Annotated in this window: 24 protein-coding genes and 2 pseudogenes; 15 read left to right on the top strand and 11 right to left on the bottom strand. The window is 34.7% G+C overall.

Features of this window, described 5'->3' with window-relative positions:
- Positions 1-40: 40 nt before the first annotated feature.
- The gene (locus MHB40_RS11250) at positions 41-427 is read right to left on the bottom strand and encodes a hypothetical protein (RefSeq protein ID WP_342534617.1); all 387 of its coding nucleotides are present in this window, start codon (positions 425-427) and stop codon (positions 41-43) included.
- A gap of 101 nt (positions 428-528) precedes the next feature.
- Here MHB40_RS11250 and MHB40_RS11245 point away from each other — a divergent pair, with 101 nt between their 5' ends.
- Positions 529-663 (top strand): hypothetical protein, encoded by a 135-nt coding sequence (locus tag MHB40_RS11245; RefSeq protein ID WP_342534616.1) that lies wholly within the window; start codon positions 529-531, stop codon positions 661-663.
- Between the two features lie 182 nt (positions 664-845).
- On the opposite strand, the gene MHB40_RS11240 is transcribed toward MHB40_RS11245, so the two are convergent.
- Positions 846-1,331 carry a DUF2975 domain-containing protein gene (locus MHB40_RS11240; protein WP_342534615.1) on the bottom strand — a complete coding sequence of 162 codons (486 nt, stop codon included), beginning with the start codon at positions 1,329-1,331 and terminating at the stop codon, positions 846-848.
- A gap of 623 nt (positions 1,332-1,954) precedes the next feature.
- Between MHB40_RS11240 and MHB40_RS11235 the strand changes: the two genes are divergently transcribed.
- On the top strand, positions 1,955-2,413 hold the full coding sequence (locus tag MHB40_RS11235) for a hypothetical protein (protein WP_342443522.1): 459 nt from the start codon (positions 1,955-1,957) through the stop codon (positions 2,411-2,413).
- A gap of 29 nt (positions 2,414-2,442) precedes the next feature.
- Here MHB40_RS11235 and MHB40_RS11230 read toward each other — a convergent pair.
- The 4 genes and pseudogenes from MHB40_RS11230 to MHB40_RS11215 all read right to left on the bottom strand — a co-directional run.
- Positions 2,443-3,109, bottom strand: a pseudogene (locus MHB40_RS11230) (IS1595 family transposase); the annotation flags it as partial.
- Entirely contained in the window at positions 3,110-3,580 is a 471-nt protein-coding gene (locus tag MHB40_RS11225) for a peptide-methionine (S)-S-oxide reductase (RefSeq protein WP_333719877.1), read from the bottom strand.
- A gap of 435 nt (positions 3,581-4,015) precedes the next feature.
- Positions 4,016-4,357 (bottom strand): hypothetical protein, encoded by a 342-nt coding sequence (locus tag MHB40_RS11220; RefSeq protein WP_342534614.1) that lies wholly within the window; start codon positions 4,355-4,357, stop codon positions 4,016-4,018.
- Positions 4,358-4,444: 87 nt separating this feature from the next.
- Positions 4,445-4,975 (bottom strand): GNAT family N-acetyltransferase, encoded by a 531-nt coding sequence (locus MHB40_RS11215; RefSeq protein ID WP_342534613.1) that lies wholly within the window; start codon positions 4,973-4,975, stop codon positions 4,445-4,447.
- A 121-nt stretch (positions 4,976-5,096) separates the two neighbouring features.
- On the opposite strand from MHB40_RS11215, the gene MHB40_RS11210 reads away from it, so the two are divergent.
- Positions 5,097-5,432 (top strand): helix-turn-helix domain-containing protein, encoded by a 336-nt coding sequence (locus tag MHB40_RS11210; RefSeq protein WP_342443520.1) that lies wholly within the window; start codon positions 5,097-5,099, stop codon positions 5,430-5,432.
- A 72-nt stretch (positions 5,433-5,504) separates the two neighbouring features.
- Here the strand turns inward: MHB40_RS11210 and MHB40_RS11205 are convergent, their stop codons facing one another.
- Positions 5,505-6,398, bottom strand: a complete 894-nt coding sequence (locus tag MHB40_RS11205; RefSeq protein ID WP_342443519.1) for a TetR/AcrR family transcriptional regulator — start codon at positions 6,396-6,398, stop codon at positions 5,505-5,507.
- Between the two features lie 194 nt (positions 6,399-6,592).
- On the opposite strand from MHB40_RS11205, the gene MHB40_RS11200 reads away from it, so the two are divergent.
- Complete coding sequence (locus tag MHB40_RS11200; RefSeq protein WP_342443518.1) at positions 6,593-6,895, top strand: gamma-type small acid-soluble spore protein; 303 nt, start codon at positions 6,593-6,595, stop codon at positions 6,893-6,895.
- A gap of 557 nt (positions 6,896-7,452) precedes the next feature.
- Here MHB40_RS11200 and MHB40_RS11195 read toward each other — a convergent pair.
- Positions 7,453-8,061 carry a YpjP family protein gene (locus tag MHB40_RS11195; protein ID WP_342443517.1) on the bottom strand — a complete coding sequence of 203 codons (609 nt, stop codon included), beginning with the start codon at positions 8,059-8,061 and terminating at the stop codon, positions 7,453-7,455.
- A 774-nt stretch (positions 8,062-8,835) separates the two neighbouring features.
- Between MHB40_RS11195 and MHB40_RS11190 the strand changes: the two genes are divergently transcribed.
- The 3 genes from MHB40_RS11190 to MHB40_RS11180 are packed head-to-tail and all read left to right on the top strand — an operon-like array spanning position 8,836 to position 9,911.
- Complete coding sequence (locus MHB40_RS11190) at positions 8,836-9,060, top strand: spore coat associated protein CotJA (RefSeq protein ID WP_342443516.1); 225 nt, start codon at positions 8,836-8,838, stop codon at positions 9,058-9,060.
- Positions 9,053-9,316 carry a spore coat protein CotJB gene (locus MHB40_RS11185; protein WP_082389563.1) on the top strand — a complete coding sequence of 88 codons (264 nt, stop codon included), beginning with the start codon at positions 9,053-9,055 and terminating at the stop codon, positions 9,314-9,316. The genes MHB40_RS11190 and MHB40_RS11185 overlap by 8 nt, the downstream gene beginning before the upstream one ends.
- A 25-nt stretch (positions 9,317-9,341) precedes the next feature.
- Positions 9,342-9,911 carry a manganese catalase family protein gene (locus tag MHB40_RS11180; protein ID WP_150907669.1) on the top strand — a complete coding sequence of 190 codons (570 nt, stop codon included), beginning with the start codon at positions 9,342-9,344 and terminating at the stop codon, positions 9,909-9,911.
- 249 nt (positions 9,912-10,160) lie between these two features.
- On the opposite strand, the gene MHB40_RS11175 is transcribed toward MHB40_RS11180, so the two are convergent.
- Both MHB40_RS11175 and MHB40_RS11170 read right to left on the bottom strand, forming a co-directional pair.
- Positions 10,161-11,018 (bottom strand): manganese catalase family protein, encoded by an 858-nt coding sequence (locus MHB40_RS11175; protein WP_342443515.1) that lies wholly within the window; start codon positions 11,016-11,018, stop codon positions 10,161-10,163.
- A 29-nt stretch (positions 11,019-11,047) separates the two neighbouring features.
- Positions 11,048-11,557: a DUF3231 family protein gene (locus MHB40_RS11170; protein WP_342443514.1), complete on the bottom strand. Its 510-nt coding sequence runs from the start codon at positions 11,555-11,557 to the stop codon at positions 11,048-11,050.
- Positions 11,558-12,184: 627 nt separating this feature from the next.
- On the opposite strand from MHB40_RS11170, the gene MHB40_RS11165 reads away from it, so the two are divergent.
- The 8 genes and pseudogenes from MHB40_RS11165 to MHB40_RS11130 all read left to right on the top strand — a co-directional run bounded on the left by MHB40_RS11165 (position 12,185) and on the right by MHB40_RS11130 (position 18,468).
- Complete coding sequence (locus MHB40_RS11165) at positions 12,185-13,030, top strand: MBL fold metallo-hydrolase (RefSeq protein WP_342443513.1); 846 nt, start codon at positions 12,185-12,187, stop codon at positions 13,028-13,030.
- Between the two features lie 106 nt (positions 13,031-13,136).
- Positions 13,137-13,280 (top strand): hypothetical protein, encoded by a 144-nt coding sequence (locus tag MHB40_RS11160; protein ID WP_342443512.1) that lies wholly within the window; start codon positions 13,137-13,139, stop codon positions 13,278-13,280.
- A 364-nt stretch (positions 13,281-13,644) separates the two neighbouring features.
- Positions 13,645-14,274, top strand: a complete 630-nt coding sequence (locus tag MHB40_RS11155; protein WP_342443511.1) for a LysE family transporter — start codon at positions 13,645-13,647, stop codon at positions 14,272-14,274.
- A 73-nt stretch (positions 14,275-14,347) separates the two neighbouring features.
- Positions 14,348-15,580, top strand: coding sequence for an MFS transporter (locus tag MHB40_RS11150; RefSeq protein ID WP_342443510.1), 1,233 nt, complete (start codon positions 14,348-14,350; stop codon positions 15,578-15,580).
- Between the two features lie 321 nt (positions 15,581-15,901).
- Positions 15,902-16,111, top strand: a complete 210-nt coding sequence (locus tag MHB40_RS11145; protein ID WP_342534612.1) for a spore coat protein — start codon at positions 15,902-15,904, stop codon at positions 16,109-16,111.
- Positions 16,112-16,123: 12 nt separating this feature from the next.
- Positions 16,124-16,486 (top strand): spore coat protein, encoded by a 363-nt coding sequence (locus tag MHB40_RS11140; RefSeq protein ID WP_342534611.1) that lies wholly within the window; start codon positions 16,124-16,126, stop codon positions 16,484-16,486.
- Between the two features lie 22 nt (positions 16,487-16,508).
- Positions 16,509-17,645 carry a zinc-dependent alcohol dehydrogenase gene (locus MHB40_RS11135; protein WP_342534610.1) on the top strand — a complete coding sequence of 379 codons (1,137 nt, stop codon included), beginning with the start codon at positions 16,509-16,511 and terminating at the stop codon, positions 17,643-17,645.
- 183 nt (positions 17,646-17,828) lie between these two features.
- Positions 17,829-18,468 (top strand): annotated as a pseudogene (locus tag MHB40_RS11130) (response regulator transcription factor).
- A 313-nt stretch (positions 18,469-18,781) separates the two neighbouring features.
- Here MHB40_RS11130 and MHB40_RS11125 read toward each other — a convergent pair.
- Positions 18,782-18,976 (bottom strand): hypothetical protein, encoded by a 195-nt coding sequence (locus MHB40_RS11125; protein ID WP_342534609.1) that lies wholly within the window; start codon positions 18,974-18,976, stop codon positions 18,782-18,784.
- Between the last annotated feature and the right edge of the window lie 246 nt (positions 18,977-19,222).

Here is a 19,222-nt window from a genome sequence, read left to right as displayed (position 1 = left end):
AAACAATGTTTTTATACAAATGCGGAAGCTGCCCCAAAATCTAATCTTTGTGTAAGTTGGGATTACGATCAATAAATTCCTCTATTTCATCCGCTAATCTGTAGACAAGATGAAAATAGTGCTTTTCTGTCATGACACCCTTTTTTCGCCACTTTTGCATTTCTTCATAATGAAATTGATAAAAATAGCCTTCTACATCTCTTCTGGCAATCCCCTTTTTCTTCGCCATTTCTGCAATCGAAGAACCTTTCGCCCATTCTTGATCATATTCCGCCATTGTCATGCCCAAAAATTTACTTATGGCATCATAATCATATTTCACATGGTATACCAGCGTTCCTTCTTTATTTTCTTCTGCATATACAGATGCGGAAAATGAGAAAACTACGATAAATAAAAGCACATATACTTTACAGACGTTTTTCATTTTGGAACCTCCAAACTTTTTGAGGTTAATGTGTGAGGTTTCCGGAAGAACTATGTCATCATTTATCAATAAACAACCAGTGACCTTCTGTTTTACGGTAAATGAAAAGAATCCGTTTTGAAAAAACATTAATACAATTTTTATTACAAAGTTTAACCAGTTCTAATCGTATTGTTCTACCATTGCACCCGATTGCTGAACTGTTCCATAACGATGAGGTTGTGACACGCTCTTAAACTATTATAATTTTCCGAGATATAAAAAAGCCGATTCTCCAATGTAATCGACTTTCTCTTTCATTCAATAAGGAGATTGATGTTGGAAAAAATATTTTGAGGACTTAATTGTTGAGACATTCTTCACTCATTCCTCTTACCAACTAATATTAACATTCCTAATAATTGCCATATACTCCATCTCAGACCGTCAAATCATTTTCTGACTTTTTATTCATCACTTCTTGTAGAAGCTGTTGGAGGACAGCAGCAAAAGCGGCGATAATCGACGAAGTAAAAATGATGATGAGTCCCATTATGCCAATAGGAGGGTCAACATTTTTTGCGATAAAATGGAACATCGGCATACCTAATACATACAAACCACTGATAATAATTGCACAGTACTTGATGTTCTTTAACGCCCTTTCAGATAATTCCGAGAACGCTGTGTTCTTGTCAATGTACCGTAGAAGATTGAAAGCCTGATAGAGCGCAAAGTAAAAAGCCACAGCCGCTCCATACATCACGATGAAAATAAGATATTTCATTAGGGAAAAAGTTGGATACAATCTTGATGCGAAATTAGCCATAGGAGGTACTAAAAATAGACATAATGCAAGAATTGCAATTCCAGCCAGAAAAATAACTATCCTTAAGAAAGCTGTTGAAACTCGTTTAACATTCATGGGAAGCACCTCACTTATTTAATAACAATATCAATTTAACACAACACTTATCGTTTAACAATAAATTTTAATTGTTTTTAATTATATTATTATTGTTATTTATATATTCTCTTCAATTTGACATTCATTAAAATAGTCACAATAAAAAACGCGACCCCTCATTAATGGATTGCGTTATAAATTTGATTTTATTATTCAACTTTCAAATATAGATTTTATTGCTTGCATGAAACACCCATTCAGAAAGGTGTGACCATAGTATTTATAGTATATAAACGAAAATTAATTGGTGTGGAGAAGGCTTGAATTTGTGTTAATTTCAGTTACTGTATAACTTACTTTTTCTCTAATGATTTGAGAAGTTTTGATATAAATTAATAGAGCCCTGCTACATTTTATTGTAGTAAGGCTCTTTAAAGCTGTTTAATCTCTATTGAACGAACTCGCCCGATTGTTGAAAATGATTAAACCAATTAACTATCCATTAATCATCTTTTTTTACTTAGGCTGTTTTCTCAAAAATTGTTTTTTTGAGATAGATTTTCCATAAAGGGATTTTCTGTTAAAATAGATATATAACTTAATAGTCAGATTTCTTAATCAATATCGAAGAGGGTAATAAAATGAAATTAAAATTGTTTATTTTCCTTATATGTTCATATCTAATTGCTTTTTCAACAAATTTATTCCCGTCATTGAAACATCCAGATTCAACGATGAGTATTTTTAACCTACTCGCTACAGCTTTGTTTCTTATCGCTTTGCTAATATTCATTAAAAAAGCGTCTTATAGTGGTAAATCTAATAAAGGCTTAAAGGTATTTTTAATATTTGGTTTCATATCTGGCTTAGTTGTTTATGTCATTAAAATATTTGAAGGCACTATGATGGGTTACGCCATTTTGGATATGATAGCATCAATTCAATATCCGTTTTATTTGATGTTCACGACACCATTATTTGGAGTGAACTACCTATTTGACATAAATTATGAGACTTTCTCATTGTTAATGTCAGCAGTGTATGTCATCGCATTTATTTTAGTAATGAGTTTTAAAAAAGCAGATAACCATAATGTTTAAATAGACCTCTTTGTAGCAGAGGTCTTTCTTTATGCACTATGGAACATTTCAACCGTTGTGTAATTGGATTTTTGACACGCTGAAATGAGCATTTGTTCAACACGTTTATCAAATGCTAAATCCTTCCCTAATTCAAGCCAACGGAACCAATAGAGGTAGTTGTCTAAATAATCAGTTCCCACACCTTGAAAACATTCCATCAATCCCTTTAAGCGATGGTGGAAGTTATTTACGTGTTGTATATGGTATATCCCTTTCTTCACACGCTGTTTTTGGCGTTCATTAACCGTTTCGTGCAAGAGTCCCTTGAGTTTGGCAAACTTCTTGTAGTTAGTGGCTGTATCTGTGCATAACAAAGCAGACGGGTGTATATGCTCACCTATCACAGTGTCGATTTCTTCGGCTCTAACACGCCCTGTTCCTGCTTTTCGAGCAATCATGTTGCCTTGCCGTTTCTATCTTGTGCTACAGCAACAGCGATTTTGAGGTTAGAAATACCTCTTTTCTTGTCTTGTCTTCTCTCCACGTTTCTTGGCTTTTCTGTGAGTGATTTCTCTACGCCCTTTTAGAGTATTCACGAAAGAAGGTCTCGTCTGATTCTACAATACCTTGCAATTGATTAAATCCCAGACTTCCTAATGCGTTCAAGATTTTATGTCTCCAATAAAAAGCAGTAGAAATGTGTATTTGAAGTTTTTACTTATACCTATTTAATATTTCTTTTGGAATATGACAGTAATCATTTGGACATCTAGCTAGTCTATCTTGATGTTCTTCTGCGCTTCTTACATAGTTTGTAAGAGGTAATACTTCAACCACTATCAGGTCATCGTCATGTCTTTCACTGAGGAATGCCTTCGCCTCCTTTAAATGTTCAGGATTTTCACTATACACGCCTGTTCTGTATTTCTCGCCCACATCCTGGCCTTGTTTATTCAAACTGTAAGGATCAATGATTTCAAATAAATACCCCATTAATTCCCTGATGGTTACCACTGTCGGATCAAATCCTGTTTTCACACATTCGGCATACCCATCATAATCGCCCTCAAGCGTATGACTTGTACCATTAGCTCTTCCTGCTTCTGTAAATGTAACGCCAGGCAGCGTTTTTATAAAAGCTTGTACACCCCATAAACATCCACCTGCCAAATATACTACTTCCATATTGACTCTCCTCTTTGTTAAAAAATAAGAATTCACTCCAAGTAAATAGCTTAAACAAATTTTATATTTCTCTTAAAAGAAATTTCTATCAAAGCATAGAGTAAACCTGCAATATCAAAAATGATAATCGCACTAATAACACTTAAATTATATGCTTCTATAAAAAGAAAATCATATATTTTTTCAAAAGTAAACGCTCCTATTACGCCACTGATAAGGGCAAAGATAATGTTAGTGGGATTTTATTTCCAGCAACTACTTCTAATCCAAATGCTGCAATGGAAAACAGCAAGCCAAAAGGTACCCATATGATGAAACAATGATAAAAAGTTTTCATATTTTGATAAGGCTAATCTCTCACCTTTAAATAAAAAAGATCAGGTCTCAAACTCATTTGAGTAGCTGATCTTTTTGTGTGCTTGATATAGCGGTCCGTTATAATGAAAAGCTCTTCAATAGAAACGGGAGGATTAAAAGAAAAGCTGAGACAGTAACCAAAGTGGTGGTGCTTTTAGAGGATAATTTTTGGCGATGTGGACCATCATAAAATCCCGAAAATTGCAGTTTATTACGGTAGAGGACAAACAATAAACTATATATCGCGATTCCTCCCAGCCATCCTGCGTAAGAACCATCAATATTTATTCCTAAAGAGGTATAAATAAGCCTTACGCCTCCCCACATTACGCATCCAATAACGAAAAAAAGCACAATAATTCTGATTAATTCTAATAATATTTTCAGTGTGGTCAACCATAATACTCTTACTTTCTTCACGACCTCTCTCTTGCTGTGTCTATCGATACAACATGTCTACGTGTAAAATTATTATAACACTTCCTGAATTAGTAATTAAATGGTTACTTACCCGTCGTTTCGTAAAACAGTTATAAAGCCCTCCAATATATCATGACTAATAGAAAAACCTTTGCGTTGATAGAACTCTAGGGCATTTTCATTGCCGTTGGATACAAAAATAAAATAGTCTTCAACATCATCAAATTGTTCCAGCCATTGAATTGACCTATTAAAAAGTGTAGATCCAACCCCATATTGTCTGTATTCTTCTTTAATGAAAAATTGAGATAAACAGCCTACATTGTTTTGGCTCACTGAAGACATATTGAAAAAAGTAGCAAAATCATTGGCATAGGCTTCTTTAGGAGAAATCGTTGAGTAGGCATAGCCAACAACCTTCTGATTATCTTTCGCAACCACAATATGATTAGCAATCGCACTTTCTATCGAAGGTACCATCCGTGTTTCGTAATTCATCGTGTCAAACAGTTCTGGCTTGATGTGGGCTTGTGATTTCTGAAAGCTCATCAGCTCATTACATAAATCTCTACAAATATCAGCTTTTTCATTAGGTATTACCTCGTATGTTATCGTCATGTTTATCTCCCCTATTCTTGATTATTGAACTACCTATCAATATAATGAATTTGTTATGTTGCAACAAGTACGCAGTAATTGTTGACTAAGTCAGGAAAAACTGATTAAAGGGGGTTTTACGATGAGTCGTGTAGATGCGGGAATTACAGATAAAAAAAATTGCCCATTAAATTATGCATTCAGTATAATTGGCGGAAAATGGAGACTCCCTATCATATGGGCTTTATGGAAAAACGACACGTTACGGTACAATGAATTAAAACGTATCGTGGATGGCATTACCAATATGATGCTATCTCAATCGTTAAAGGAGCTAGAGGAATTTGGAGTCGTTACTCGTACGCAGTATCCTGAGATTCCACCTAGAGTCGAATATTCACTAACAGAAGAAGGAAAAGACCTAGTGCCCTCACTAGAATCGTTAGCCAAATGGGGTAAGCATATGCAGCATATGTAATTTGAGCCTCGCGAATTCAAATGAAAAAAAGACCAACTTTATGATAAAAAGCTGGTCTAGTAATGCATTCATTTATGCCTTGTTTTGCATCTTCATATAAAGCCAGAAAAGATTAGCGATTTCTTCTGCTTCATATTTATAAATTGTTTCAGCGAAAGAACTACGAAATGGCTGGAGCATGATCTCTAAAACACTCATGCGTGGCGTTTCTCTTTTCATTTCATCCAAAAGCAGGCTGGATAGTTCGAGTGATTTTTGCGGAAGTTCGATAGTCGAGATTTTTTTATAAAATTTCTCTAATTTCTCTTGAATCTGTTTGCTTGTGATCGATTTATAGGCTACATCCTTCTCTAACAAATTCATTTCCTTTGGTTCCAATAAAATTTCTCCACTTTTAATCATTTCTGGCAGAAAACTTTCTACATATTTCAATGACCGAGTGACCACTTTTTTTAGATCAATCGTCATATTGGTAGCCAAATTCCAATAAAAAGATAAATATTGGAATGTGCCAAAAAAGACGACTGCACACTCATAATAATAGTGCTTTCCCTCTTCTCCATAAATATCATTGAATCTGTTTTTTAACCAGGTGATTTCATGAAAGCGATGTTCTGCAAGAATTTCTTGCAACTCTTCATCATGCAAAAAGGAGATTTCTCGAAATAAAGGCATTAAGTTATATTTTTCTTTAATTTTTAATGTAGCGATTAATTGTTCAATCAAAACGTCTACATCCTCTTTTTTCTTGCCAACTAAAATTTCCTCTTTTAAAACATTTCGTTCTTGGCGATTTTGCTCTAATACGGCTTTCAGACATTCATTTTTAGATGAAAAATAATTATAAAATGTCCCTTTAGAAATATTTGCTTTATCTAAAATATCCTGAACCGATGTATGCTGATACCCTTTTTCAGTAAATAATTGTAATGTTGATTCGATAACGATTTGTTTACGATCTTTCATACATTTCTCCAATCTCAAAACACAATAACGAACATACTACAATTATACTAGGAAAACTAGATTTCTTAAACTATGCAAATTGAAAGCTAGATGTCCTCATTATGTAGCCCCACCCAAAATCGGTTAGCTTTTTCTAAAATGTATGGATAGTAAAGCACCTTCTGTACACACTACTTTTCGGGAGGTGATTTTTAATGGCGACTAATAATAACAACCAAAATTTCAATTCGAAAATTCCTAATGCAACCCCAAACGCAATGAATTCAATGAACGTTGAATTCGGGAATGAGACTGATGTTAATGAAATCAGACAACAAATCCAACAAGCTGAAGCGAAAAAGCAACAGGCTTCTGGTTCTATGAATGCAATGAAATCAATGAACGTTGAATTCGGGAATGAAACTGATGTTAACCAAATCAGACAACAAATTCAACAAGCTGAAGCAAACAAAAAATTTGCTTCAGGTAAATTTGCTAATGAAAACAATCCACAATAGCTTTCCTTCAACATCCGCAGCCGGCATCCTTGCCGGTTTTTTGTTTCCTAAAATAACGGTATCAACATGCACTTTTAGCAAATTTTTTCATGACCCCTCTCAAGATAAAACTCTCGCTTTAGATTTTAATTCAGGTAAGATGGTTATTTTTCATCATTAAACCCAGTTGACATACATCTAAAAACCAATTTGAGTCTTACTTTCATTTGTCAGCTCCCTTTATCTCTCCCTTTAACGTGATGTTTAAGTGTAAGTTTAGAAAATAAAAAATTTCCCGGGTAAGCGCAAGAAAAAACAAATTCAATCCTACATTCCTGCATCAAGCGACTGATTTCTTCATTATCCTTGCCTTTTAAAATGCTAATAGAGGGCATTCTGGGTTGGGACTATAATTATTTTCTGTTGAGTAGGTTCATCTTGAATACCTTCAATAATCAAGTAATCAGTGATAGCTATATTATTCCCCATCATCTTGAAATTTCGGGGTACATGCTTTTTTCAGTATGGCATTTTCGCACAAAAAAACACTCGTTATGTAAACGAGTGCTTCGTACTTATTATGACAACCACTTAGGTGGTGTATTTTTTTCCCAATAGATATCGCCAAGGTTGTAATGTGCCATGAAGTCGTCCTCAGCACTGTGGTAGTGGAAGTTGTAGTAGTAGCCTTCCTGTGGTCTTTTTTCTGTACGTACATGGAAACGGATTAAATCTGTGCCCGTTTCATTGTTGAAGACATTGAAAATTTTCTCACCATAATTACCACTTGGCCTTTCAGAGATGGTTAAAGATGCGGCAGTTTGATCATCAAGATTAGCCACCGTCATGGCAATGGCTTCTTCCATTTTTGGAAAGATGATGCTGTCGAATTCATTACTAATTTTAGGACCAATTTTTGTGCCAAATTTTATGTACGATTGTTCTCTAGCTGCATCCACGAGCAAGGTATTATAATCGATCGCTTCCTCTTGAATTTGCATCTGTTCGTCACTGCTATCATCACGTTCAGCAGCTAAAGCAGTGCTTGTCCCTGACTCAGGGCCGATGGATGCACGGTTCGAGGGATTTTGATCAAATGCTTCCCAAATCTCATGTGTAGGCGTTATTAAGCCAAATGTTAAAAACGCAACCATGATGACTATACTTTTCTTAACCCACGTTTTCATTTATTGTCACCTACTCTTTATGTACAAATTGGTAATTCTCCTATTATTATATACGTTCTCGCCATTAAAAGGTTTCATATTTCTATAATTCATTGTACAATATTTATGAATAATGTGTCGGTTTTTTAAAGGAGGTACAAAGCATGAGCATCGTAATGGGTATTGGTCTTTTATTAATGTTAGGTTATTTATCATCTTTATGTTTCACGGACTAATTTTTATATTTTGCAATATGCACTCATTAAGCCCTCAAAAGCCTGTTGTATACAGTCTTTTGGGGTTTTTCATTTTTCTTTACAATGCATATTAACACAAAATAATGCACACAGTTGGGACTAATATAATATTACTAATACTTGGCAGCGTGTTAAGCAAAATTTTTAATTTATTTAGTAATGAGTATTAACTTTTGGTTGCATTAACTGTCCATCAACGTAACCAGTTACCTTATCTCCTATTAGTATGATTTCTGCATCTAAATTGTACTACCCCACCCGTCTTGTCTTCGGTTGAATTTCGTATAATGCTCATTTTTTTACCTCTTTCGAGAAGCTGGAATACGTTTATCTAAAGCAAATTCTATTGGTGAAATCTTTTAAAATCAAATTTTATTTGTATATAATCCTTTAAAAAATTTCTGAGTATATGCATTAGACCATTTTATTTCTGAGTGGTCTATTTTAAATTTTTATTACTTTTTTAAGTATCAGAATAATAATTATTTCTTTCTCATATATTGCACGGATGCAATTTAATTACAGAAGGGAGGATTTCATGTCTTCGCAATATAAGTATTGGAAACCTTACATCGGTCCATTTGATCCATGCCCACCTATAAAAATTAAAGTTTATGCTACACCCCCGCAATTATATATGGGCTTTCAACCACCTGGATTACCTCAATTCCCAACCCCTCAAGAAGTACTTCGAGCTGGAACTTTATGGCCTCAATTGTTTAGTCCCTACCCACCACCAAAAGGAGGGATGAAAAGTGAGTAAAAAGATGCCACCTGAATTTTATACTCTACTTGAAGAAATACAAGCCATCGATTTTGTCATTGTTGAATTAAACCTGTACTTGGATACTCATCCCAATGATTATGATGCAATTCAGCAATTTAATGAAAACACTGAAAAAAGTATGAAACTTAAAGTCAATTTTGAGCAAAAATTTGGTCCACTAATGAATTTTGGAAGAAGTTATTCGGACTATCCTTTCAATTGGGTTGATACACCTTGGCCATGGCAAGTCTAAAATATGAGTCTAGGAGGAATAATTTTTGTGGTATTATGAAAAGAAACTCCAATATCCAGTTAAGGTTAGTACATGTAATCCAATGCTCGCAAAGTATTTAACTGAGCAATATGGTGGTGCAGATGGGGAATTAGCTGCAGCTCTTAGATACATGAATCAGCGCTATACCATTCCTGACAAAGTAGTAGGGTTATTAACTGATATAGCAACAGAGGAATTTTCACATTTAGAAATGATTGCTACAATGATTTATAAACTAACTAAAGACGCTACTCCAGAAATGTTAAAAGAAGCTGGTCTTGGAGACCATTATGTAAATCATGATAAAGCATTATTTTATGAAAATGCCTCAGGGGTACCATTTACAGCAACCTATATACAGGCTAAAGGAGATCCGATAGCTGATTTGTATGAAGATATTGCTGCAGAAGAAAAGGCGCGTGCCACTTATCAATGGATTATCGATTTATCTGATGATACGGATTTAAATGATAGCTTAAAGTTTTTACGTGAGCGAGAAGTTGTCCATTCTCAGCGTTTTAGAGAAGCCGTAGAAATTTTAAAAGATGACAGAAATCAAAAGAAAATTTTCTAACAATATGTTAGACCACTTTTTCGAGGTGGTCTCTTTTTAATTTTTTGGGCTTTTTAAGTCACTCAAAGTTTTTTTGTTTATAAAAACTATTCATATTTTTCTTCCTTTGAATAAATAAAGGTATTCTCGGATGACTGACTCTGGTTATAAAAACCAAAGCATAATAACTATCCTTTTGTGTAGAATTTATAATTTATACATTGAAAAAAGCTGCAACGTCGTCGCACGCTACAGCTTAAAATATGTTAATTAATTATTCATATCTTTAAGGCCAGGGCTGTGTTCATTTGGCATCTCTGGCATAACTGGTACAGAGAATCCTTCAGGCGGTGGTGTCACATTTAGTTCTCTACCATTTCTACTAGGAGTTTGTCCTTGGAAGATTTCACCGATACGAGTTGGATCTAATCTAAAGTTAAACTGAGCATTATGATAGCCCATTTCAACGAACTTCCTACATTCAGGATATTTATTGATATCGTAGTTCGGAACAGGGAATAGTTTTCCCCAATCTACTCCTAAAGTTTCCAATGCTTTGGCAAAAGCGTTTTGATGAGCATTGTCACGAACTATTAGAAAAGCAAGTGTTTCCCTAAATGTCTGATTAGAACTCATTTCATATATACGTGTTTTTTGAAGTACACCAGTTGACTCAAGAACTAAGTTATCTAATAAATCTGCGATGAGGTTTCCGTGTGCATACACCCAAGAGCCATTCCAAGGGTTACCTGCAGCGTCGACAGGTAAAGATGATTGTGCTCCCACAATATAATGGTGTGGGTTTGCATGTCTAACGGCCTCGTCTAAAGGAGCTTGGTCCATACCGTTATTTCCTGGTGCAGAAGATTCACCAGAATCATTTAGTAATTGGTTAATTGTGTTTTGTACGAGCTCTACGTGAGCAATCTCTTCTAAGAAAACGCCACGAAGTAAATCACGATATTGTGTTTCTTTGCCCCTGAAATTAGAACTTTGGAAAAAATATTGCATCATGGTTCTCATTTCACCATAATGGCCACCTAGTATTTCTTGCATGACACGTGCTGCTTGTGGATCCGGTTTGTCAGGTTTAATGATGTTAATTAATTCTTCTTTATAATAATACATTTACATTCCTCGATTCGGGGAAATTTGCTTTATTTTTCAGGATAATTAACATGTAATGGTGGTGGAACTAACCATCCTTTGTTTTTGTTAAGTCGCAATAATTTACCCCCGATTAGAGCTTTTGAGGCATGGAATTGACCATACATTAACGCGATATCTTCCCGAATAGATGTCCCCATTGCTTGGCTACACCCTACTAATCCTGCAGCTAGGTCCGCAGAAAGAGCAGCACTTATCTCAGGATCATTAAATTTAGCTCCAGCAGGAATATCCTCCATTCTAGCTACAGGTCGTTCAGGCGACGCAGGGGGTAAAGCGATTCCATTTGTTTTAAGGATTTTTTCTAATTGTTTTACTTCGTCCCTACAAAGTTCGATGATATCTTCAATAATTTTTTTTAGATCTTCATCACCAGCGTGATTATAAAATGTTTGATAGCCTGAAATCATACCATAGTCAGCAATTAAGCTTGACCAAACAGCAAATACTTCACCGTAATGTAACGGTTCATCTTTTGGATTTCCACCAAGAATACCCATACTAACACATCCTTTTCTTTTTTATGGCTAAAGCATGGTTAGTATGGGTGAAATAATAATTATCATTCACTTTTTATAAAAGTATATAAGGTTGAGGTTATAATAAAAATTAAAAGGACCACCTTCTTTTTCAGAAAGTGATCAAGTAATTAAGTGAATGTTAGGAGTAACAATTCCTAGGATTATAATATGTATCCAAAACTGACCAAGGTAGGCATTTAATAAAAAAGCCACAGCGAGTGAAATCTCTGCAACTCCTAAGTAGTTGATCCCTACGAATATTTATTTTGGCTTTTTATTAAGTTTTTATACATCTAATTTATATTAGTGAGGGTTTAAAGGTATAGTTCATTCCAATAAGGATACTTTAAAGCTTATTGGAGGTGAGTATTTTGAAAAAAGAGAAAAAGAATGAGTTCGCGCAAGAAGAGATTGCTATTGAGTTTACCCCTAAAAATTTGAAGAAATAAAAGAAGAAAAAGAGCAAAAGAAAGAACAACAAAAAGAAAAGAAGTAATAATTATGCCATAATCTAATGGTTGTAGGTCTCCCATAAATAAACACATATCAGTAATGATATGCATAAAGCACAACAACGATTTAATTATAGAAAGTAGAGGAGATAATATGAGCAAGGAATTGAATTATGGTGAAGACTATATATTTATCCCTGCAACTTCTATTGGAAGTGGTATAGGTATAGAAGTTGTACCTGATTTATATCAATATACTATTCAAATTGTAAATATTGTTCTTTATGGCGACCCAGATACTAAAGAATTTGTGTTAATTGATGCAGGGATGCCAAAATGTGCTGAGAAAATAATTTCAGTTGTTGAAGAACGTTTTGGACCGAATGCTCGGCCAAAAGCGATAATTCTAACTCATGGTCATTTTGATCATGTAGGAGGAATTATTGAATTAGTTGAACGTTGGAATGTCTCCGTCTATGCGCATACTTTGGAAATGCCCTATTTAACTGGACAACTAAACTATCCAGAACCTGATCCATCTGTAAGTGATGGTCTTGTTGCGAAAATGTCGCCTATTTTTCCAAACAAAGCAATTAATCTAGGAGCGAACATCAAAGCAATTCCGTCAGATGGAAGTATCCCATTTATGCCAGGTTTTCGATGGATCCACACTCCTGGGCACTCGCCAGGACATATTTCATTATTCCGTAAAAAGGATCGAGTACTTATTGCGGGAGATGCATTTGTTACTGTCAAACAAGAATCTCTTTATAAAGTAGTTACACAAACAAAAGAAATCAGTGGTCCACCTAGATATCTAACAACGAATTGGGATGCTGCTCAGGACTCTGTCGAAAAATTAGAAGCATTAAAACCTTCTATTGCTATCACTGGTCATGGATTACCAATGAAAGGCGAAGAATTGATAAGGAATCTTAGAAAACTTGTTGATAACTTTGAACAAATTGCACTACCAAAACAAGGTAAATATCTAAATTAAACTAAAAAGCCGCAGCGTTTGCAGACGCTACAGCTCGAATTGATTTATGCCCTTTGAATTATGGCTTAGTCATTAGCATTATACTACAACTTAGGAGGGCAAACCTATGTTAAAAGGGCTAACAACAGTTTCGAAAGAGAAATTGTTACAGTGGATTGAGAATTATCGTTGGATGATTGAAACGATTCAGGGAGCACGGCAGCCAGTAGCTAAGGTTGATAACAATATTTACATGTTACATTGGAGCTAAGCTAGTCTAATATGCCATTATAGGCAGATAAATGATTGAAAATTTCCTCATCCTCCTAAATAATATAATCAGCTAGCGTACGTATAAATGATATTATCTATCCATATGTTTCTATTTTTAAATTTCGTTTATCATTCCCCTACTTATCATTTTTTCCAGGACTAATACTTAGTTAAAATTGCAACTATATATTTATACAAGTAGTATTTATTCTAATTAAACATGAAAAATGCAGACACTGAAAACACCTCTAAAACAGAAAATACAATTCCTACAATCCTATTAGAATTGCACTTTTAAATTGTCCTAAATGTTATAGCCTTCGAATAAAATGCAAGTACATTTGATTATTGGAGGCTATTTTATGAATTCTATATTTACCTTTATCTTTTTAGGTATATCAATGGCTGCAACAATTGGACCTGTTAAGACTGTCCTATTAAATACAGGTTTAAAAAATGGCTTTTTTCATGCATGGTTTTTTAGTCTGGGTGCCATAGCGACCGACATTATTTATATGTTTATCGTATATTTTGGAATTGGCCAATTTATCAATTCCAGCTGGTTGAAAACAATACTTTGGTCTTTCGGCTGCTTTGTTCTTTTGTACACCGGTATAGAAAATTTACTTTCGCTACATAAAATTGAAATGGATTCGAAAACCAGTAAAAGAACACGACTGAGACAATCCCTCATGACTGGATTTTTCATGTCTTTTTTGAATCCGCTAACAATCCTTTTCTGGCTGGGAATATACGGCTCCATACTTGCAAAAACAGCTGGTATTTCTACAGGATATGAAATCATTTTAGTAAGTATCGCCATTTTGATTGGCATTATTTTAGTGGATTTTATTTACGCCTTTTTATCCAGTGTCGCTCGAAAATTATTATCTACTATGCTTTTGAAAACAGTCTCTTTTATCTCGGCCATATTAATGATTGGTTTCGGAATCTATTTTGGCAAACAGGCTTACCAAGTGTTATTCCAATAAACTCAACAACAGCGAATAAAATGTACATGAAAGGAAACCATACCTTTAAAAGAATATTAGTTGAGGTGTGGTAATGGACAAAGAGAGGCTAAATGTAAGTGTCTGGTGTATTGTAAGTTTGACTTCTATTCCACTCATCATGACACTGGGAAATTCGATGCTTATTCCCGTGCTCCCAATACTGAAAGATAAGGTCGGAATCACATCATTTCAATCTAGCATGATCATAACAAGTTATTCAGTCGCAGCCATTTTTCTTATCCCAGTAGCTGGCTATTTATCGGACCGCTTAGGCAGAAAAATAGTAATATTACCGAGCTTAATTTTAGCTTTAATCGGTGGTCTGATTGCTGGATTTGCTTCATGGAAAATGAATGATCCGTACGCAATCATTATTTCCGGAAGAATTATCCAGGGGATAGGGGCCGCTGGTGCCATGCCGATCGTATTGCCTCTTGTAGGTGATCTTTATCAGGATGATGACGAAAAAATAAGTTCTACATTAGGAATAATTGAAACGTCTAACACGTTTGGAAAAGTATTAAGTCCCATATTAGGTTCATTATTAGCTGCTTTTTTATGGTTTCTGCCCTTCTTTTCCATTTCAGCGCTTAGTCTGATTTCGATTATGCTCATTTTTTTCTTCGTTAAAGCCCCTAAAGATGATGATGAACCATTGAAGCTCAAAGAGTTTTTGCGTAATACAAAAAAAGTTTTCAAGGAGGAAGGAAAGTGGTTGTATACCATATTCCTTAACGGGATCCTTGTGATGCTCATATTATTTAGTATGCTATTTTTCTTGTCAGAAAACCTCGAAAAAGTTCATGATATAAAAGGTATTAAAAAAGGATTTGTCTTGGCCATCCCGCTTTTATTACTTTGTATAGCTTCATTTATTTCCGGTCGGAAAATTAAAGGAAACCTGGGAAGGATAAAAAAAATAATCATTGCCTCCTTGATTGCAATGTCTGTCAGTATTGTCTTCGTTGGGATTATAAGCAAAAAACTCATTCTTTTATTAGTCGTAACGAGTATAGTGGGAATTGCTATCGGTGCATTATTGCCTGCACTTGACACAATTATTACTGACAATATTAGAAAAGAGTTAAGAGGAACAGTATCCTCTTTTTACAGCTCAGCACGATTTATAGGCGTTGCAGCCGGCCCTCCTATTATGTCACTTGTCATGAAAAACTATCTCAATGCCAGTTATATTACGGCAGGTGTATTGGGCTTCATTCTCCTGTTTGTTGTCTTGAAGTTTATCAAAGTAGAAGATATTGAAAAAACCAATGAAATGACCTAAAAAATAAGGACCTCACAGCTATAGACATTGAGTGTCCTTTTTTATATCCAATTCACATTAATCTTCTAGAAAAGTGTTGCTCCCTTCTTCCATTAAATTGCCCATTTATGAAGATGTGTAGAATGAAAATAATGGAGGAAATTCAATTTTAAATCAAAGTTCTATTTGCTTTTCATACAGTTATTTCAACCAAACCGCCATTTATTTTCTAGCAATCAATATAGTTTTAGAAAGACAATTTAACCCAATCTAAGACGTTTTGTATAAATAGACTTACTACAGGGCAGACTTTTTAAAGAAAATTTTGGAGGTGCGAATTACGTGTTTGAGAAAAAATTAGCACTTCATGAAACCATGGAATTTCATGAAGTTATTAACTTTATGACAACTAGTTTACTTAAATCGAAACTGAGTCAAGGTGTGGTCTTTGATGATGATTTAAGAGCATTATTGGACAAGAATGTGAAATTATCTATCCCAGCACTCACTGCTATGGTTAAGCTCTACTCTAAATCGGAATTAGAATATTAGGAGGGCAATTGTATGGAAGACTATTTAGATCCTATAAATTCAATTGGTATGCCTGAACTAACTGATTCGGGGATTGCTCTTGAGTTTTTACTAACAACCAAGACGGGTATTAGAAATCTTTCAATTGCCTTAACAGAAACAGCTTCTCCTGTACTTCGGAAAATCATGAGGACTCAGCTGGATGTCATGGTTGATTTATACTTTGAAATTTCTGAACTGATGCTAAAAAAAGAATGGTTAAAACCTTATGATCTAGAAGGCCAAAAAGAACTGGATATTAAATCTGCCGAAAATGCGATTAGTATTGCACAGTTAGATTTATTCCCTAAAAGCATGAATCGAAAAGGTATGTTCCCTACCCCACCGAAAAAATAAAAGAAAAAGAGGGATTTTTTTAATGAAGGCTGTCACTTTTCAAGGAATAAAAAATGTTGAGGTTAAAGAAGTAAAAGACCCTAAAATAAAAAAAGCCGATGATATTATTGTTCGTTTAACCACTACTGCCATATGCGGGTCAGACTTGCATTTGATCCATGGAATGATTCCGAATATTGGACAGGACTATGTCATTGGCCATGAACCGATGGGCATTGTAGAAGAAGTTGGCAAGGGTGTGACGAAGGTAAAAAAAGGTGACCGAGTTGTCCTTCCTTTTAATATTGCTTGTGGGGAATGTTGGTATTGTAATCATGACCTAGAAAGTCAGTGTGATAATGCAAACGATAATGGCGAAATGGGTGCTTACTTTGGTTATTCAGACACGACAGGCGGTTTTCCGGGAGGACAGGCAGAGTATATGCGAGTTCCTTATGGAAATTTTATCCCTTTCAAAATTCCAGAGAAATCTGAAGTTCCTGATGAAAGTCTAGTTCTCCTTGCAGATGCTGCCTCTACTGCTTTTTGGAGTGTAGATAATGCTGGTGTAAAGAAAGGAGATACTGTTGTAATTATTGGCTGCGGACCTGTTGGACTATTAGCACAAAAATTTGCTTGGTTGAAAGGAGCAGAAAGAGTAATCGCAGTTGACTACATCAGATATCGTCTTAAACATGCAAAGAAGACAAATAACGTAGAAATCGTTAATTTTGAAGACCATGAAAATTGTGGTGAATATCTAAAAGAGATTACCAAGGGCGGTGCAGACGTTGTCATTGATTGCGTCGGGATGAGCGGAAAAATGACGCCTCTCGAATTTCTTGCAAGTGGCGTAAAGCTTCAAAGTGGTGCTATGGGAGCTATTGTCACAGCCAGTCAAGCTGTACGTAAAGGCGGAACTATCCAAATTACAGGTGTATATGGTGGTCGATACAACGCCTTCCCACTCGGAGATATTTTCCAGCGTAATGTAGCGATTCGTACTGGACAAGCCCCAGTCGTTCATATCATGCCTCATGTCTATAACTTAATCGCAGATGGTAAAGTGAACGCAGGTGATATCATTACACACGTCCTCCCTCTTGAAAAAGCAAAACATGGTTATGAAATATTCGATACAAAACAGGAAGACTGTATTAAAGTGGTTTTAAAACCCTAAATATAGCGTTTTGGTACTTTTGTCTCTCTATTGCAAAAGTACCTTTTTCAATTGATCCGGGACATTGAATCATTCTTAAAACCACTACCACCTATTTTAAATGAGTAATTTTGTAGAAAATCTAGGTTTCTCCACATAAACTACAGATAGCGTGGTTATAATGTCAAACTAGGCGGATATCAAATGAACTATAAAATTTTTGTAGTAGTAGACGATTTAAAAATTCAAGAATTAATTAAGCAGTTTTTGATGACACAAAAATATTATGTAGAAATAGTATCTGATGCAGACGAGGGAATAAAGAGACTAAAATCCCAATACTATGATTTGATTCTCCTCGATATAAAAATGCCCAAAAGGTTTGATGTGGTCAAAATGTTTCGCAGTCAATTTAATATACCCATTATATACTAACTGCTTTAGAAGTAGAACTAGGTAAAACAAAAGACTTTGATCTTGGGATTAACGATTATATAACAAGCCATTTCCATTTCATATGTTGATTAGACGAGTACAAGCAATACTTAGAAGAAGCAATAATACAAATTTCGAAAATTATTTGTATTTTGATCAACTTCAAGTTGATTGTAAAAGAATTAAAGTTTATGTAAATAAAGAGGAAATACAGTTAACCACACAAGAATTTAAAATTTTACAGCTACTACTTCGTAACGAGAAAAAGGTTCTTACTAGAAATACCATTATACAAAGGGTTTGGGATTATGAATATTCAGGAGAAACACGGAAGATTGATGCCCATATAAAAAATATAAGAAAAAAGTTAAATATACCCTATATTAAAACATTAAGAGGTATCGGATAAAAAATTGATGAATAGGATTGTAAAATCATGAAGAGGAATTCAACCAAATGATTTCTAAAACCACGCCTTTATATTAAATGAGGGTGTACAAAATATGGGCTTACTGGGATTTTACCGAATATACTTGTTTTAATGATGAGTTAGAGATGTAGATTATTATTCAAAAATGAAAATGAAAAAGCAAAATTAATTATTATTACTATAAAGATCTAACTTGGCTAATAGAAAGGTAACATCAAAATTTGGCTTAATCGTTGCTGGTGTATAAGTGAAAGTATGTTACAAACACAGCAAGTAAAGCCTCAAATCAGATTTAAAACTTGTAAAGACGGGATTCGATACCATCTTTCAAAACATTTCTGACATCTTCTGAAATCGAAGGATTCATTCTAGAAGTATGCAATGGGCGATTTATCACATCAATAAAAACAACAATCATTTCATCAGATTTTCGAGGTTGAACCTTATAAATATATTCGGCTGCTTTATCTTTATTATAAATAATCAAACTTTATTGCAAAGCTACAAAATCTGTTGCTTTGAAATAAAGTTTGAGCAATAATACCTCGCAAACCCTATTTTATGTTAAATAAGAAGAATCCCTTTTGAAAAAAGATTGATCAAAAGGGATTCTTCTTTAGCAGTATTAAGTTAGATTTTTATAAAAAAGTTTGATTATTTTCTACCTGTGTTGCTCCACAATCGCGCCCGATCGTATATGATAACGGTAGCCGGGGTAGAACGTTCGCGCCCG

The sequence above is a fragment of the Lysinibacillus sp. FSL K6-0057 genome (assembly GCF_038630885.1).
Taxonomy (GTDB): domain Bacteria; phylum Bacillota; class Bacilli; order Bacillales_A; family Planococcaceae; genus Lysinibacillus; species Lysinibacillus fusiformis_F.
This window is presented reverse-complemented; position numbering and strand designations above follow the sequence as displayed.

Bases quoted from the DNA above. Each gene is read 5' to 3' on its own strand.
- MHB40_RS11250 (WP_342534617.1), bottom strand. From the start codon at position 427: ATGAAAAACGTCTGTAAAGTATATGTGCTTTTATTTATCGTAGTTTTC.
- MHB40_RS11245 (WP_342534616.1), top strand. From the start codon at position 529: ATGAAAAGAATCCGTTTTGAAAAAACATTAATACAATTTTTATTACAA.
- MHB40_RS11240 (WP_342534615.1), bottom strand. From the start codon at position 1,331: ATGAATGTTAAACGAGTTTCAACAGCTTTCTTAAGGATAGTTATTTTT.
- MHB40_RS11235 (WP_342443522.1), top strand. From the start codon at position 1,955: ATGAAATTAAAATTGTTTATTTTCCTTATATGTTCATATCTAATTGCT.
- MHB40_RS11225 (WP_333719877.1), bottom strand. From the start codon at position 3,580: ATGGAAGTAGTATATTTGGCAGGTGGATGTTTATGGGGTGTACAAGCT.
- MHB40_RS11215 (WP_342534613.1), bottom strand. From the start codon at position 4,975: ATGACGATAACATACGAGGTAATACCTAATGAAAAAGCTGATATTTGT.
- MHB40_RS11210 (WP_342443520.1), top strand. From the start codon at position 5,097: ATGAGTCGTGTAGATGCGGGAATTACAGATAAAAAAAATTGCCCATTA.
- MHB40_RS11205 (WP_342443519.1), bottom strand. From the start codon at position 6,398: ATGAAAGATCGTAAACAAATCGTTATCGAATCAACATTACAATTATTT.
- MHB40_RS11200 (WP_342443518.1), top strand. From the start codon at position 6,593: ATGGCGACTAATAATAACAACCAAAATTTCAATTCGAAAATTCCTAAT.
- MHB40_RS11195 (WP_342443517.1), bottom strand. From the start codon at position 8,061: ATGAAAACGTGGGTTAAGAAAAGTATAGTCATCATGGTTGCGTTTTTA.
- MHB40_RS11190 (WP_342443516.1), top strand. From the start codon at position 8,836: ATGTCTTCGCAATATAAGTATTGGAAACCTTACATCGGTCCATTTGAT.
- MHB40_RS11175 (WP_342443515.1), bottom strand. From the start codon at position 11,018: ATGTATTATTATAAAGAAGAATTAATTAACATCATTAAACCTGACAAA.
- MHB40_RS11170 (WP_342443514.1), bottom strand. From the start codon at position 11,557: ATGGGTATTCTTGGTGGAAATCCAAAAGATGAACCGTTACATTACGGT.
- MHB40_RS11165 (WP_342443513.1), top strand. From the start codon at position 12,185: ATGAGCAAGGAATTGAATTATGGTGAAGACTATATATTTATCCCTGCA.
- MHB40_RS11160 (WP_342443512.1), top strand. From the start codon at position 13,137: ATGTTAAAAGGGCTAACAACAGTTTCGAAAGAGAAATTGTTACAGTGG.
- MHB40_RS11155 (WP_342443511.1), top strand. From the start codon at position 13,645: ATGAATTCTATATTTACCTTTATCTTTTTAGGTATATCAATGGCTGCA.
- MHB40_RS11150 (WP_342443510.1), top strand. From the start codon at position 14,348: ATGGACAAAGAGAGGCTAAATGTAAGTGTCTGGTGTATTGTAAGTTTG.
- MHB40_RS11140 (WP_342534611.1), top strand. From the start codon at position 16,124: ATGGAAGACTATTTAGATCCTATAAATTCAATTGGTATGCCTGAACTA.
- MHB40_RS11135 (WP_342534610.1), top strand. From the start codon at position 16,509: ATGAAGGCTGTCACTTTTCAAGGAATAAAAAATGTTGAGGTTAAAGAA.